At 45.8% G+C, this 14,288-nt stretch carries 15 protein-coding genes; 7 read left to right on the forward strand and 8 right to left on the reverse strand.

Translation table 11 applies throughout. The annotated features are described in order from the left end of the window. Positions 1-9 precede the first annotated feature (9 nt). Both ftsA and ftsZ read left to right on the forward strand, forming a co-directional pair. Complete coding sequence (ftsA, locus tag C943_RS19280) at positions 10-1,323, forward strand: cell division protein FtsA (protein WP_008631276.1); 1,314 nt, start codon at positions 10-12, stop codon at positions 1,321-1,323. Positions 1,324-1,431: 108 nt separating this feature from the next. Beyond that, positions 1,432-3,066 carry a cell division protein FtsZ gene (gene ftsZ / locus C943_RS19285; protein WP_040481397.1) on the forward strand — a complete coding sequence of 545 codons (1,635 nt, stop codon included), beginning with the start codon at positions 1,432-1,434 and terminating at the stop codon, positions 3,064-3,066. Between the two features lie 3 nt (positions 3,067-3,069). On the opposite strand, the gene C943_RS19290 is transcribed toward ftsZ, so the two are convergent. Beyond that, a complete protein-coding gene (locus tag C943_RS19290) occupies positions 3,070-3,594 on the reverse strand; it encodes an NADPH-dependent FMN reductase (RefSeq protein ID WP_008631280.1) in 525 nt (174 codons plus the stop codon). Between the two features lie 128 nt (positions 3,595-3,722). Between C943_RS19290 and C943_RS19295 the strand changes: the two genes are divergently transcribed. Both C943_RS19295 and C943_RS19300 read left to right on the forward strand, forming a co-directional pair. Next, positions 3,723-4,559 carry a purine-nucleoside phosphorylase gene (locus C943_RS19295; protein WP_008631283.1) on the forward strand — a complete coding sequence of 279 codons (837 nt, stop codon included), beginning with the start codon at positions 3,723-3,725 and terminating at the stop codon, positions 4,557-4,559. A 55-nt stretch (positions 4,560-4,614) separates the two neighbouring features. Further along, the gene (locus C943_RS19300) at positions 4,615-5,424 is read left to right on the forward strand and encodes a purine-nucleoside phosphorylase (protein ID WP_008631284.1); all 810 of its coding nucleotides are present in this window, start codon (positions 4,615-4,617) and stop codon (positions 5,422-5,424) included. A gap of 8 nt (positions 5,425-5,432) precedes the next feature. Here the strand turns inward: C943_RS19300 and C943_RS19305 are convergent, their stop codons facing one another. Together C943_RS19305 and C943_RS19310 are read right to left on the reverse strand one after the other, a co-directional pair. Then, positions 5,433-6,041, reverse strand: a complete 609-nt coding sequence (locus C943_RS19305) for a Uma2 family endonuclease (RefSeq protein WP_040481453.1) — start codon at positions 6,039-6,041, stop codon at positions 5,433-5,435. A gap of 63 nt (positions 6,042-6,104) precedes the next feature. Beyond that, positions 6,105-7,439, reverse strand: coding sequence for a saccharopine dehydrogenase C-terminal domain-containing protein (locus C943_RS19310; protein ID WP_008631286.1), 1,335 nt, complete (start codon positions 7,437-7,439; stop codon positions 6,105-6,107). Between the two features lie 136 nt (positions 7,440-7,575). On the opposite strand from C943_RS19310, the gene C943_RS19315 reads away from it, so the two are divergent. The 3 genes from C943_RS19315 (at position 7,576) to C943_RS19325 (ending at position 9,220) form a co-directional block, all read left to right on the forward strand. Then, positions 7,576-8,052 (forward strand): cytidine deaminase, encoded by a 477-nt coding sequence (locus C943_RS19315; RefSeq protein ID WP_008631287.1) that lies wholly within the window; start codon positions 7,576-7,578, stop codon positions 8,050-8,052. 6 nt (positions 8,053-8,058) lie between these two features. After that, entirely contained in the window at positions 8,059-8,706 is a 648-nt protein-coding gene (locus tag C943_RS19320; RefSeq protein ID WP_008631288.1) for an alpha/beta hydrolase, read from the forward strand. A gap of 73 nt (positions 8,707-8,779) precedes the next feature. Beyond that, positions 8,780-9,220 carry a UPF0158 family protein gene (locus C943_RS19325; protein WP_008631299.1) on the forward strand — a complete coding sequence of 147 codons (441 nt, stop codon included), beginning with the start codon at positions 8,780-8,782 and terminating at the stop codon, positions 9,218-9,220. A gap of 22 nt (positions 9,221-9,242) precedes the next feature. On the opposite strand, the gene C943_RS19330 is transcribed toward C943_RS19325, so the two are convergent. The 5 genes from C943_RS19330 to C943_RS19350 form a co-directional block, all read right to left on the reverse strand. Continuing rightward, a complete protein-coding gene (locus C943_RS19330; protein WP_008631302.1) occupies positions 9,243-10,553 on the reverse strand; it encodes an ABC transporter permease in 1,311 nt (436 codons plus the stop codon). Then, positions 10,546-11,445 carry an ABC transporter ATP-binding protein gene (locus C943_RS19335; RefSeq protein ID WP_008631304.1) on the reverse strand — a complete coding sequence of 300 codons (900 nt, stop codon included), beginning with the start codon at positions 11,443-11,445 and terminating at the stop codon, positions 10,546-10,548. The genes C943_RS19330 and C943_RS19335 overlap by 8 nt, the downstream gene beginning before the upstream one ends. Before the next feature lie 40 nt (positions 11,446-11,485). Further along, complete coding sequence (locus C943_RS19340; protein ID WP_040481402.1) at positions 11,486-12,373, reverse strand: hypothetical protein; 888 nt, start codon at positions 12,371-12,373, stop codon at positions 11,486-11,488. A 78-nt stretch (positions 12,374-12,451) separates the two neighbouring features. Further along, positions 12,452-13,558: a molecular chaperone DnaJ gene (gene dnaJ / locus C943_RS19345; RefSeq protein WP_008631310.1), complete on the reverse strand. Its 1,107-nt coding sequence runs from the start codon at positions 13,556-13,558 to the stop codon at positions 12,452-12,454. A gap of 6 nt (positions 13,559-13,564) precedes the next feature. Next, positions 13,565-14,134 (reverse strand): nucleotide exchange factor GrpE, encoded by a 570-nt coding sequence (locus C943_RS19350; protein ID WP_008631312.1) that lies wholly within the window; start codon positions 14,132-14,134, stop codon positions 13,565-13,567. Between the last annotated feature and the right edge of the window lie 154 nt (positions 14,135-14,288).

The raw sequence follows: 14,288 nt of genomic DNA on the forward strand, positions 1-14,288 counted from the left end.
GAAAACGCTATGGAAAACAACAACTTGATTGTAGGCTTGGATATTGGGACGACCAAAATCTGTGCAATCGTAGGCCGCAAAAACGAGTATGGCAAACTCGAGGTCTTGGGAATGGGCAAGGCTGTCTCCGACGGCGTCATCCGGGGGATTGTCACCAATATCGACAAGACGGTCAATGCGATCCAAAAGGCGGTAAAGGATGCCTCCGAAATGGCAGACGTGGATATCGGCAATGTGATCGTCGGAATCGCAGGCCAGCATATCCGCAGCACAGTGCATCACGGTGTCATCATTCGCCACCCCAATCAGGATGAAATCACCATCGAAGACGTACGCCGTCTGTCCAACGACATGGAAAACATCGTCGTCCCTCCCGGCAATACGATCATTCATGTGATGCCGCAGGATTATACAGTCGACTATGAAGATGGTATAAAAGATCCTGTCGGTATGTCCGGTTCACGCTTGGAGGCCGATTTCCACATCATTACTGCCCAGACTACTGCCATCAACAACATCAACCGCTGCGTTAAGCGCGCCAATCTCCAAAGCCAAGATCTGATCCTGGAGCCTTTGGCGAGCTCGCTTTCGGTCCTCAGCGAGCAGGACAAGGAAGCCGGCGTATGTTTGGTTGACATCGGTGGAGGGACGACCGACATCGCGATCTTCTATGACAATATCATTCGCCACACGGCGGTGATTCCCTTGGGAGGAAACATCATTACTTCAGATATCAAGGAAGGCTGTATGGTGCTGCACCATCAGGCCGAGTTGCTCAAAACCAAATTTGGAAAGGCCATTTCCGAGGAAGCCAATCCAAACGAAATCGTATCGATCCCAGGCTTGCGCAACCGTCAGCCAAAGGAAATTTCCATCAAAAACCTGGCGGCAATTATCCAAGCCCGCATGGAGGAAATCATCGAGTATGTGCAAAACGAACTCGTCGCCAGTGGCCACTATAAAAAACTGGCGGGCGGAATCGTCCTTACAGGCGGCGGATCCCAATTGCAGGGTGTGGCACAACTGTTTGAATACCTCACCGGATTGGATACGAGGATCGGCTATCCCAACGAGCATTTGGGTAAATGCAAACTAGAAGAGGTAAAAAGCCCAATGTATGCCACCTCCGTGGGTTTGGTGTTGGCGGGATTCAAGTCATTGGATGAGCGGGAAAATATGTACCGCTCCAGATATGAAAGTACAAAAACCCAAAAGCCAGAACCCAAACCGGCCAAGTCGGATTTTGGGCCAAGCATATTCTCTAACATCGGTAAAAAACTAATGGATATCATCACCAATGATATCCATCAAGACAATTACTAGGGCTTATCATACTAGGGAGGCGGGAGATGATGTTTTCTGCTTCCCTTATCAAAACGCCAAAAAGAAAGCAGAAAAAAATTCACCAATTCAACATAAATGTCAGATAACATGAAAGATTACAAATTTGATCTTCCAAAAAATCACAAGTCCATCATCAAGGTGATTGGAGTAGGAGGAGGTGGTTCCAATGCCGTGAACCACATGTACAACCAAGGTATCAAGGACGTGGAGTTTGTCGTGGTCAACACGGATGCCCAGGCCTTGAAAAGCAGCCCTGTTCCTTTAAGATTACAGTTGGGTGCCAACCTGACTGAAGGTCTCGGAGCTGGAGCAAATCCTGAGAAAGGTCGCAGTGCCGCTTTGGAAAGCAAAGAAGACATCCGCGAACTTTTGTCGGACAATACCAAAATGGTATTCATCACCGCGGGCATGGGCGGCGGTACAGGTACCGGAGCTGCGCCAGTGATTGCCAAAATCGCCAAGGACATGGACATCCTGACGGTAGGTATCGTCACTGCGCCTTTTGTATTTGAAGGAAGGAAAAAAATGATCGCCGCACAGCAAGGTATAGAAGCTCTGCGAGAAAACTGCGACACCGTGTTGGTTATTCTCAACGACAAATTGAGGGAAATCTATGGTAATCTTGCCATCCGCTCTGCATTCGCAAAAGCTGATAACGTTTTGACAACCGCGGCCAAATCAATCGCGGAAATAATCACGATCCACCAAGACGTCAACGTGGATTTTGAAGATGTGAAGACAGTTATGAAAGACGCAGGCGCCGCAGTCATGGGCTCAGCAACTGAAGAAGGTGAAGGACGTGCCATTCGTGCAGCCGAAAAGGCGATTGCTTCTCCATTGCTCAACAATGTGGATATCAAAGGAGCGCAAAAGATCCTTCTTTCCATCATGTCAGGCGAGGACGAGGAGCTGTCCATGGACGAACTCAGCGAAATAACCGAATACATCCAGGAGCGTGCGGGAGATGATGCCGAAGTAATCTTTGGTCAAGGCATTGATGCCGAGTTGGGTAAAGCGATACGTGTAACTGTCATTGCGACTGGGTTTGAAATGGACAAATTGACTACTGCAAGCCCAGCAAGGAAAGAAGAAAAGTCGTTCGTTGCCCCCGTCGTGGTCGAAGAAAGAGAAGAGCCGATTAAGGTCATCGACTTGGAGTCAGGAAAGACTTCTAAAGTCGAAGAAGAAATCACAAGACCCGGACAGACTTTGACTTTTACTTTCAACCAGCCTCTTTTTCCAGTAGCCAATGAGCAGAAGCAAGAGGAATCCAAGCCCAAAGTTGAACCAGTCCTTCCGTCTGCTGAGGTGGAAAAAGAAAGAGAAATGGAGCCGGTTTTCCAATTTGTTCCTGTTCAGTCTGAGCCTAAGAAAGTCATCTTCACTTTGGATACCGAGCAGGAAATCACACCGGCCGCACCAAAGGCTGAGGTAAAAGAGGAAGTGCCACAAGCTCCGCATTCTACGGATTACTATGAGCAATTGAAGCAAAAGGCTATCCAAAGGGCGCACGAGCGCTTTGAGAAATTGAAAAATCTCCGCTCTTATAACCAAAGCCCAGAGGAGTTCAAGGATAAGTTTGACACACCAGCCTATATCCGCAAAGATGTGAAATTGGCTGATGTGCAGCACAGTTCAGAAAGAAGTGCCTCTAGGTACAACTTGACTGACGAGAACGAGTTTCTGAAAAACAATAGGTTTTTGCATGACAATGTTGATTGACCTTTAAAAGTCAATCAACATTTGCGCCTGGGAATGGAGCAAGTCCATGTACAGCCTGTTGGTGAGCAGGTTATCTGACATATTTTCCTCAATCTTTGCTAGTTTGGGCTTGAGGGCAAGTACATGCATTCCCAGGTAATGGAAGATGTCGGTGAGGTGGCTCAATGCGATGCCACCTCCGCCGATTCCAGAGGAAATGCCGACCAAGGCACATTTTTTATTCCGGAAAGAATTTGGATACGTCATCCCATCGATAAAAGCTTTGAGGATTCCCGGAAACGACCCATTGTACTCCGGAACGATAAATACAAACTTTTGTCCTTCCTTGACTTTCTGGTGGAAAGCGTTGTAGTCAGGATTTTTCCCGTTGTTTTCATACAGGGCCGAAAACACAAAATCATGCGGAAGATCTTCCAAATGGAGTATTTGCGAAGGGGTGTTCAGGTTTTCGAGGATTTCTTGGTATATCGAGGCGATATTTTTTGAGACTGAGTCTTTCCGGTTAGTGCCGACGATTATTTTAACCATAGCTGGGATGATCGTTTTTTTGGTGATACTACATTGGCAAAAGTCAATAAGTTTCCATTTTGTTTCGGAAATTAAAATTGTCGTGGTTTTATCGGATATGATTCACGTCGGTTGGATATATTTGATTTATGAGAATAGAAGAGGAGATTAGTTATACCGATCAGATTGAGATTGCTTCGGAGTACCTTAGCAGTAAGCATCCCGAAAAACCACAGGTTGGGATAATTCTTGGAACGGGTTTGGGACAATTGATCAATCATATGGAGGTAATGTTAGAAATCCCCTATGATATGATTCCACATTTTCCGCTTTCGACTGTCGAAAGCCATCATGGGAAACTAGTTTTTGGTAGGCTTTCAGGTAAATCCGTTGTGGCAATGCAGGGCAGGTTTCATTATTATGAGGGGTATTCAATGCAGCAGGTGACTTTTCCAGTAAGGGTTTTGAAAAAGCTTGGGATTTCCCATCTGTTTGTGTCCAATGCTGCGGGTGGGCTACATCCCGATTTTGAAATCGGGGATCTGATGGTTATCCAAGATCACATCGACCTGCTACCGGAGAATCCCCTCAGAGGAAAGAATCTGGACCAATTTGGTGTCCGGTTTCCCGATATGTCTGAGCCGTATAATTTGGCTTTGGTAAAAAAGGCGCTTGAGATTACCGAGAAGAACGGAATTCGGGCAATTCCCGGGGTTTATGTGGCAGTTCAGGGCCCAAACTTGGAGACGAAGGCTGAATATAAATTCCTTAGAACTATCGGTGCAGATGCCGTTGGGATGAGCACCGTCCCGGAGGTAATCGTCGCTAGGCATATGAATTTGCCGGTTTTTGCCGTTTCTGCCATCACAGACTTATGTTCACCAGGCAAAGTCAAGAAAATCAGCTTGGCGGAAGTACTTGCCGGAGCTGCTAAAGCCGAACCCGGCATGAGCCATTTGATAATGGAATTGATCAAAGGACTTTGAAGGGGCCAGATCTTATTAAATTAAAAGTTCAGATATTAACCAAAGACAATCAGTTTTGAAGTCAATTTTTCAAATCAATGAAGCGGCCAAGTTTGTGTCAAATAGAATAAGTTCGGCACCAAGAACCGGGGTCATTTTGGGCTCGGGGTTGGGGGGCCTTGTAAGTGCGCTTAAGGAAAGTATGTCGATTCGTTATGCCGACATTCCTCATTTTCCTGTCTCTACTGTGGTCGGTCACCGGGGTGAGTTGATTGTCGGGGAATTGAACCGAGTGCCGGTGTGGGTGCTCAATGGACGGTTTCATTATTACGAAGGGTATGATCTCGATGACGTAGTATTTCCCTTGCGGGTCTTGCGTGCTTTGGGACTGGAGAGAATCATCATTACCAATGCCGCAGGGGGACTTAACCCAAGCTTTGAGGCAGGTGACATCATGCTGATCGAGGATATCATCAGCTTAATGCCAGCCAATCCCCTCCGGGGCAAGAACCTCGATGAGTTTGGCCCGAGGTTTCCGGACATGAGCGAGCCTTTTTGTAGTACTTGGATGAAACAGGCAATAGGCGAAGCTGAAAATCAAAACATTAATCTCAGGAAAGGTACCTATGTGGGTCTTACCGGTCCCAAACTGGAAACAAAAGCGGAGATCAACTATTGTCGATTGATTGGTGGGGACGCCGTCGGCATGAGTACGGTATCAGAAGTCATTGCCGCCAACCACATGGGAATCAAGGTTTTGGGATTTTCTGTCATTACCAATGAAAGTATTCCCAAAGTCAAAAAGGAGTTCACCCACGAAGAAGTGGTCGATGTGGCGAACAAGGCGGGGGCTACGCTCGCAAAATTGATAAAACGTGTATTGTGAGTGATTTTTTACTGCAGGTTTGCAAATACCTCATCCAGATCCAATTCAAAACCGGGTACTGCGGCCGATTGGACTCTGTCACCGAAGGTGAAAAAACGAGAGCCTTGGTATTTTCCGCTGACCAGTGAATAGATGATGAGTGTACATTCGCTTGGGTGGATAATCCAGTATTCCTTCACTCCCGCTTCCTCGTACACCTCGTATTTGTTTTGAAGTTCTTTCCTGTTGTTTCCGGGAGAAAGGATTTCTACGATAAGATCGGGTGCACCCACACATCCCAATTCATCCAATTTACTTGGGTCGCATACCACGCAGATATCGGGTTGGACCACAGTGTCGATATCCTCGTTTTTCTTCGATTTGACGGGGAGCCGAACGTCGAACGGAGCGCCATAGACCTTACAAGGTCGATTTTCGAGAAAGAAATAGATCTTTGAAAATATGCGTCCAAAGATTTCTTGATGAACTCTTTTTGGCGCCGCCGCTTGCCGAAAAACCTTTCCTTTTATCAGTTCCACCATTTCACCGAACTGCCAGCTAAGGTAGTCGGCATAGCTGTACCTTCCATATTCCGTAAATGGTTCCTTGACTTGGTTCTTGACGTCATCTTCTTCCATCATGCCAAAATACTTAAAAATCAGTCTTTGAAAAAGAACCTATTCGGAGATTTCGGGATCTGGTCAGGATACCAATTTTTCATTTTCCTGAAATATGATCCCCTCGGATTCCAATGAATGCAGAATCGGTTCGTAGATCTCTTTTTTTACTGGGATGAAAAGTCCGCGGATTTTGATTTTGCCATCCAGAAATAGGTCGGCAGCAATTGCAAGCGGCAATCCTACTGTTTTGGCCATGGCGGTGTGGGTTTCATTTTCGCCAAAACATGAAAGGCTTGATGTGATGCGCTTGATCCCCTTTTCCGTCTCGACTTCAAAAATATGCTGCATGACTATCATGTCTTTGTCCCGCTTTTCCAGTTGCCATTTTTCTTCCAAAATACCCTGCAAAACCGCAGCCGGGCTTCCTTCCATCACTGGCAGCAGTTCATCTGAAAACAGACCAAGCCATCGAAGCTTGGAGAGGTCATCTGAAGATACTTTTGGTATGATGGCGCGAATGCGGTCTTCGGGGCCATATCCTCCATAGATTGGCAGAAACGCGGACAGGTAATCCTTTTTTGTGGCCATTTTTGGAAGTTCCATGAGATACGAATCGTCCGTCATGCCGAGTTGCACAAAGGTGTTCCAGGCCGAGCAATAACCGGTTCTCCTCAAGGTGCCTCGTAAAAGGGTCGGAATCGAATCGAGGCCATAGATTTTTCGATAGGCCAAAGAGTTGCGGTTGGCGTATCCTTCAAATTCCCCCAAATCCTCGAAGTGAACCTTCTCAAGCCGGTTGAAAAGTTGGTGGTAGGGAATGTATTTCACCTGTTCCGATTCAATGTACTTCGCTACACCTTGGCCTGCCAAGACTACATTTCGCGGATTCCAAGTGAATTTGTATTTCCAGGGATTGGACTCGCTTGTAGGTGCCATTAACCCTCCGCAATAGGACTTGAATGAATGAATGCGGTTGCCGGCCGCATGCTCCCTTTCGATGATTCTCATGGCAGACATGTGGTCGATTCCCGGATCCAAACCACATTCATTCAAGAAAAACAGGTTTTTTTCTTCTACCGCGCTTTTAAGTTTTCGCAGATCATCGGACTCATAGGAAGCTGTGAGCAAATGCACACCAAATTGGATACAATCCTGCGCTATGATGGGGTGGAAGGGGGGCGGCAACATGGATATTACCAAGTCATTGCTGGAAATTAGCTGAGCTCGCTCTGCTTGGTCATGGATATTGATGGAAACCGCTAGGCCATGTGGATGTCCTTTGATTTTTTCGGCTGCAAATTCTTGTCGGATATCGGCGACGGTGACCATTCTTTCCTTGGACTGCGCCGCATGAAGCAGATATTCGATCAAGTAAATGGAGGATTTTCCGGCGCCTAGAATCAGGATGTTTTGCATGGGTCCAAAGACTGGGAATTTCCTCCAAGTTGGGAAAAAAAGGGTGAAGGATAAAAATCGGAAGCCATAAAATTATGGGAGGACAACAAGTGAAAGTATTTTTTTGTTAATTGAAGTGATCTTTAGAAATCACCCGATGGCAAAAAAAATCAATGTACAGGTATCCTTGGACCTAATTGAGCCACAGGATTGGTCCGAAATGGAAAAGGAACTGATATCGCGGGCGAAAACTGCTGCGGAAAGGGCACACGCTCCCTATTCTAATTTTTTGGTTGGGGCTTCGTTATTGCTTGAAAACGGTGCTATTTTTGAAGGAAACAATCAGGAAAACGTTTCGTTTCCAGTCGGAGTATGCGCGGAGAGGTCCCTTTTGAGTTTCGTGGTCGGGAATTTCCCGAATGTCAGACCTTTGAAATTGGCTATCGCAGCGAAGAAGCGAGAGGGTGCTTCGTATGCATTTGTGACGCCTTGTGGCTCATGCAGGCAGACGATCAATGAGTACGAAATAATGTTTGGCAAACCAATCGAGATTCTGATGCTACATGAAAATGGATCAATATTAAGGGCATCAAGCATCAAGGAGCTGTTGCCATTTAGTTTTGATAGTTTTTGAAATCCGATGAAATCCACAGTAAAATACGAACACACAGCTTTCTACAGGACTTCCCATGTAGTCAAGAGAACCGAAAAGGAGATCGTTTTTGCGCTGCACGGATACGGTCAGCTGTCAGAGTTTTTCATGGCGAAACTGCAGCCCTTGTTTCAGGACGACCGGCTGATTGTGGTACCGGAGGCGACCAATTATTCTTATCTCAAGGGGTACACGGGAAGGATTGGTGCCAACTGGATGACGAGCTATGAGCGTGAGGTCGCCATTGCAAACAACCATCGGTTTTTGAATGAAGTCTTCGATACTTTGATGTTTAAATTCAAAGAGCGGCCTAAAATAACCGTAATGGGTTTTTCCCAAGGTGCTGCGACAGCTTCTAGATGGGTCAGCCAACTACAGGTGCCGATAGACAGGCTTATTTTGTGGAGTGGTGGGTTTGCACACGACCTTGCTTTGGAACCGTTTGGTACCCAGGTCCAGGATGCTGAGGTTGTTTTGGTATGGGGAGACAAAGACGAAATGCTTACCCCGGAGGCATTCCAAAAACAAGATGAACTGATCAAACAAATTCCCGTAAAGGTGAAAAAAATCCAGTTCGATGGAGGACATGAGTTGGACAAGTCGACCTTGGAACAGCTCTTTGCGCCTCAATCCTAAGACCTATCTTAATTCAATAATTTGAAATAATCGACCAGTTAATTATTTTTCCAAAAAATTATCTCATCGCATAATGCTTACCCTATCAGAAAATGAAGTGGAGAGAATAGCGGCGCTGCTGCTAAAAGGAATGATTTGTTTTTACCAGTTGGATAACAAAAAAATCTACCACATCCCTGACGACGAGGACTATTTCAACTATGACCTCACCCCAGAGGAAGAGGATATATTGGACGAAATCGAAGACAACCCAGACAACTTTGCCGAGTTCACCAAAATGGAACTGAGCCAAGAGCATCAGGTGATGGAAAACTTTGCTGATAGGATCGTAAAAGAGCGCAATTTTCAGGATGAGCTTTTCAACGCGCTCAATAAACCAAAAGCAGCCACAGCGTTCAAATTTTTGGTGGACAATTCCGGTAAATATCGGGACCGCTGGATTGAGTTCAGATTGGACAAATACAAAGACTGGGTCAAGGAGCAGATCGATAGCTTCAATTACTCGGAGGAGTAGGCTCGCAAGTCAATTCTGGAAATCAATGGCTTGATTTCAACCAGCGCCACAGTGTCTTGTAGCTGACTTTGGTGCCGTGCACCAAAATGCCGATTCGGTAAATTTTCGCCGCGAGCCATGTGCTGGCGAAGAATCCACCGACAAGTAGCCCCATTGACAGCAGCAGTTCCCAAAAAGGAACCCCATAGCTGATTCTGCCCATCATCCCTATAGGTGAGGTAAATGGGATGATCGAAAGCCAAAAGGATATTTGGCTATTTGGGTCATTGAGAACAAAAACAAAAAGTCCCATGTATCCAATGAGCAATGGGATTGTTACCGGGAACATGAATTGTTGGGCTTCGGATGGTGCGTCCACTGCCGCGCCTACCGCGGCAAAAAATGCTCCATAAAAAAGGTATCCTCCCAAGAAATAGAAGGTGAACGTAACAACCAATTTGAGAAAGTCGATTCCACTGATCACCTGAAGTAAGTCCTGCACGCCGCTTTGTTCCACCACCACATCTCCCATATCGGCATTAGCCATTTCAAAAGCCTGTTGTTGGGGCATTTGCATCCCGAAATAACCGACCACGACGCTCGATATCGTTCCGATCAACACCACCCAGATCAGGAATTGGGTCAAACCTACCGCGCCGATGCCGATGATCTTCCCCATCATTAATTGGAATGGACGTATAGACGAGACAAGGATTTCAATGATTCGGCTGGATTTTTCCTCGATTACACCTTGCATGATTTGGTTGCCATAGAGGAAAATGAAAACATAAATCAGTATCCCTGCCAAAAAACCAATAGTGTAGTTGACTGTAGCATCCGTGATTTTTTCTTCGCCGCTTTCATCGAGGGTTATCGATCTGATGGAAACATCGGTACGGTAAGCATTGATGACTTCAGGCGATATTCCCGATTGAAAAAGGCGTTGCTCCTCGATTCGTTTTTTTAGGGCTGATTCCATCAACGTGATCAAGCCCATGTTGGCATTCTTTTCCCCAAAATAGGTAATCCCCGTGGGCTGGCTGAGTTCGATTTTTGGGATATACAAAAAACCAAACCTTTCTCCATCGATGACCATTCGTTTGCCCTCTTCAGGATCGACCCTGGAGAAGGAAAATGCATACTGGTCGGAGCTTTCCAAGAAAAACATATTGTTTTCGTCAACCACCTCGATGATTCTTAGGGAGTCGGTGTCAGTATCACTCGTCGCCAGCCAGAGAAATACACCCATGATGGCCGGGAAAATCAAAGGAGTGAGCAAGGTGGCCAACAAAAAAGATTTCTTTTGGACCCTTGACAAATATTCCCTTTGGATAACCAGCCAAACCTTATTCATGGGTGTGTTTTTTTACTTGTTGGATAAAAATCTCTTCCATGGTCGGCAATATCTCTTTGAATCCCACTACCTGTCCCAGAGCCATCAAGCGTGATAGCACCTCATTTGTGGTTTCTCCTTCGAGGGAAACATTGAATTCCGCTACCCCATCTTCAAATCTCAGTGGATCATATTGCAACGCATCTGGAGCATCTGTCTTCAACTGTACCTGAAACTGATTGGGGCGAAACGCCTGCTTGATATCGCGAAGTCTGCCGTCGAGGATTTTTTCAGATCGGTAAATCATCGCAATTTGATCACAAAGCTGTTCTACCGACTCCATGCGGTGGGTGGAAATCACCAGTGTGGTTCCTTTTTCCTTCAACTCCAATATTTCGTTTCGAATAATTTCCGCATTCACCGGGTCAAACCCTGAGAACGGCTCGTCCAATATCAGCAGTTCTGGCTCATGGATCACCGTGGTGATGAATTGGACTTTTTGAGCCATCCCTTTCGAAAGGTCATCGATTCTTTTTTCTTGCCAGGACAGTATATCAAGTTTTTTCAGCCAAAATTGGACCTTATCGTTGGCGATTGGGCCTGGCATTCCCTTGAGTTTTGCAAAATACCGTAACTGGTCGCCGACTTTCATTTTCTTGTAGAGGCCGCGCTCCTCCGGCAAATAGCCGATTTTTGCGATATGGTGCGGACTTAGCGGGGAGTCGTTGAACAGGATCACTCCGGAATCAGCCTCAATAATTTGATTGATGATGCGTATCAAAGTTGTCTTTCCGGCTCCATTGGGACCTAAAAGCCCAAAGATACTTCCGCGGGGGATTTCTAGGGAAATGTTGCTAAGCGCTTTGGTGTTCCCGTATCTTTTCGAAAGGTTTTGGATACTTAAAATGGACAAGTGTAGGAAGTTTTGCTAAAAATAGGGAAAAGGCAACAAATTATTTCAGGGTGACCGAGCCTACCGACACGTCGATGTTGAATGTCATCAGATTCTTGCTGTTTTGTTGATAGGACCTGCTGACATAGGTTTTTTCCCCAATTTCCTTTAGGTTTTTTGGGACATAGGTCCTACACATAGCGGTAGACTTGATCTTGACGATATATGGTTGGGATTCGTCAGGTAGAAGGACCTCTACTTTTCCGGCACCGACGGTCGCTTGGACATTGCAGCCTTCGCTCATTTTTCCGGAAAATGACAAATTGATTGTCCCATAATTCGATTCGAAGATCATTTCCTTCGCATTGGTCAGGTTCAGGTTGGCCGCGTTTACGTTTCCCATATTGATACTGACTTTCATGGTATCCATCCGCACAGAGTTGGGGAAATTCTTCAGATAGTCCAAATTGATATCCGCACTGGTGGATTTGATAATGCAATTTGAAACGGGCAAATGTGATAAGTCAAAGGTAGCGGCACCTATACCGAAATAAAAATTGAGGTTGTAGAGAAAATGTGAGTTGAGGTTGACTTGCCATCGGTGGTCAAAGTCATCGTTGGAAGAAGAAAACAGCTTGTGGGAAAGGCTTTTTCCAAGGTTTTCGGATTCCACATTCCTATGGGTGATGTGGGTGTCCAAAACCTTGTCCTTGATTTCGTAGGAAAATGAAGGGAGTATATTCACCTTGGAAAGTTCGGAGTGAATGTGTACCGGCTGATCCATCATCCTTCGTTGGACATCGGTGATACCTTTATAAACGTTGAAATCCAATCTAACGAGATTGAACCCATGCTTTTCGTCCACTTTGAAGTCCTTAATAATTTGGGCAGTGGAATGGGACAAAACTCCAGAAACCAAGCCAATTAGTAGGCAAATTCTTTTAAGCATACGGGTTAGGGTACGGCAATCAAGCTAAAAGGTTATTAAAGGTATAAAAAAAGCCGGATTTTCATCCGGCTCCAAATCTTAAAAGAATTCTTTCATCTTGTCGAAGAAGCTTTTTTCAGACTTCCCTGGGTCAGGCTTGAAATTCTCGCTGTTTTTGAGCCCTTCCAGGATTTGTCTTTCTTCCCTCGAAAGTTGTTTTGGGGTCCAAACATTGACTTGGATCAATTGGTCTCCCCGGCTGTACCCGTTGATATCCCTGATGCCTTTGCCTTTTAGGCGGAGCATCTTTCCACTTTGTGTTCCAGGATCGATTTTGATTTTTACTTTGCCGTCGATAGTTGGCACCTCGACTTGAGATCCGAGCGCAGCATCCATGAAACTGATGTACAGTTCAAATATGACGTCATTTCCATTCCGTTGCAGCACATCGTCGTCGACCTCTTCGATCAAAATGAGTAGATCGCCTGGAATTCCGCCGGCTGTTTCGTTGCCTTTTCCCGACATGCTGAGCTGCATACCGTCGGCTACTCCAGCGGGGATATTGATAGAAATCACTTCCTCTCTGATAATCAATCCATTGCTATCGGCCTCAGCGGGTTTTCTGTCCACGATTTGTCCGTTGCCACCGCATACATGGCAGGTACTGGCGGACACCATTTGACCAAGCATCGTGTTGACGACTTTCTTGATTTGGCCAGAGCCTTGGCAGGTAGAGCAGGTTTTGAAGGTGACACCCTCAGCCAATACCTGACGTTTGACTTTGATTTTCTTCTCAACACCATTTGCAATTTCTTTCAGGTTAAGTTTCAACTTCACCCTAAGATTGGTGCCTTTTTTGGTTCTTCTGCCACCCCGGCCACCGCCAAAGAAGGATTCAAAACCACCGCCGCCGAATATGTCGCCAAACTGGGAGAAGATATCTTCCATGTTCATGCCGCCTCCACCAAATCCACCATTTCCTCCAAGACCTTGGTGGCCAAATTGGTCGTATCGCTGACGTTTTTCGGGGTTGCTGAGCACTTCGTATGCTTCTGCCGCTTCTTTGAATTTTTCTTCAGCCTCGGGGTTGTCCGGGTTTTTGTCCGGATGGTACTGAATGGCTAGTTTCCGGTAGGCTTTTTTGATCTCCTCCGGTGTGGCGCTTTTCGTCACGCCAAGTATTTCGTAATAATCTCTTTTTGCCATATCTGATTATGCTCCTGTCACAACTTTGGCATACCTAATTACTTTGTCACCCAAGGTATATCCTTTTTCCAATACGTCTATGACCTTTCCTTTCATCTCATCAGAGGGGGACGGAATTTGAGTGATCGCTTCCTGGGTCTCAGGATCGAAAGGTTTGCCGACCAATCCGTCCATTGCCTTCAAACCTTTGTACTCCAGCACCCTTACAAGCTTGTGGAACACCAAATGGTTTCCTTCCCGGACCTTTGCTCCGTCGGATTCGTTTTCACTTGCTTTGAAAGCGCGCTCAAAATCATCCACCACGGGAATGATTTCCTTAATTACTTCCTCGGATGCGGTTTTTATAAGGTCGATCCGCTCCTTGGCGGTCCTACGTCTGAAATTTTCAAATTCAGAATAGAGCCTTAAATATTTGTCTTTTAGGTCGTTGATTTCTTGCTGCAGTTTTTGCTCCGAAGATTCCGTTGTCTTTGAAAATGCTTCATGATTTCCTTCTTCCTGGATGTTGCCTTCTGCTTGGTTTTCAATGTTTTCCGAAGCGATACTTTCTTCTTTGATGACCTCTTTATCCTCCATTGTGAAACTATTTTTTTGATTTACACTTTAGGTGATCGTTACTGTGGTGTTTGAATGAACCAGTCGGAACCAAACTTTAATTGGCAATTGGTTCGTCGGCGTTTTTGGAGCCTCTTTGGTTACATTTTTCCCATTTATACAGCCAATCAAGCTA

The organism is Mariniradius saccharolyticus AK6 (assembly GCF_000330725.2).
Lineage (GTDB): Bacteria > Bacteroidota > Bacteroidia > Cytophagales > Cyclobacteriaceae > Mariniradius > Mariniradius saccharolyticus.

Bases quoted from the DNA above. Each gene is read 5' to 3' on its own strand.
- ftsA (WP_008631276.1), top strand. From the start codon at position 10: ATGGAAAACAACAACTTGATTGTAGGCTTGGATATTGGGACGACCAAA.
- ftsZ (WP_040481397.1), top strand. From the start codon at position 1,432: ATGAAAGATTACAAATTTGATCTTCCAAAAAATCACAAGTCCATCATC.
- C943_RS19290 (WP_008631280.1), bottom strand. From the start codon at position 3,594: ATGGTTAAAATAATCGTCGGCACTAACCGGAAAGACTCAGTCTCAAAA.
- C943_RS19295 (WP_008631283.1), top strand. From the start codon at position 3,723: ATGAGAATAGAAGAGGAGATTAGTTATACCGATCAGATTGAGATTGCT.
- C943_RS19305 (WP_040481453.1), bottom strand. From the start codon at position 6,041: ATGGAAGAAGATGACGTCAAGAACCAAGTCAAGGAACCATTTACGGAA.
- C943_RS19310 (WP_008631286.1), bottom strand. From the start codon at position 7,439: ATGCAAAACATCCTGATTCTAGGCGCCGGAAAATCCTCCATTTACTTG.
- C943_RS19315 (WP_008631287.1), top strand. From the start codon at position 7,576: ATGGCAAAAAAAATCAATGTACAGGTATCCTTGGACCTAATTGAGCCA.
- C943_RS19320 (WP_008631288.1), top strand. From the start codon at position 8,059: ATGAAATCCACAGTAAAATACGAACACACAGCTTTCTACAGGACTTCC.
- C943_RS19325 (WP_008631299.1), top strand. From the start codon at position 8,780: ATGCTTACCCTATCAGAAAATGAAGTGGAGAGAATAGCGGCGCTGCTG.
- C943_RS19330 (WP_008631302.1), bottom strand. From the start codon at position 10,553: ATGAATAAGGTTTGGCTGGTTATCCAAAGGGAATATTTGTCAAGGGTC.
- C943_RS19340 (WP_040481402.1), bottom strand. From the start codon at position 12,373: ATGCTTAAAAGAATTTGCCTACTAATTGGCTTGGTTTCTGGAGTTTTG.
- dnaJ (WP_008631310.1), bottom strand. From the start codon at position 13,558: ATGGCAAAAAGAGATTATTACGAAATACTTGGCGTGACGAAAAGCGCC.
- C943_RS19350 (WP_008631312.1), bottom strand. From the start codon at position 14,134: ATGGAGGATAAAGAGGTCATCAAAGAAGAAAGTATCGCTTCGGAAAAC.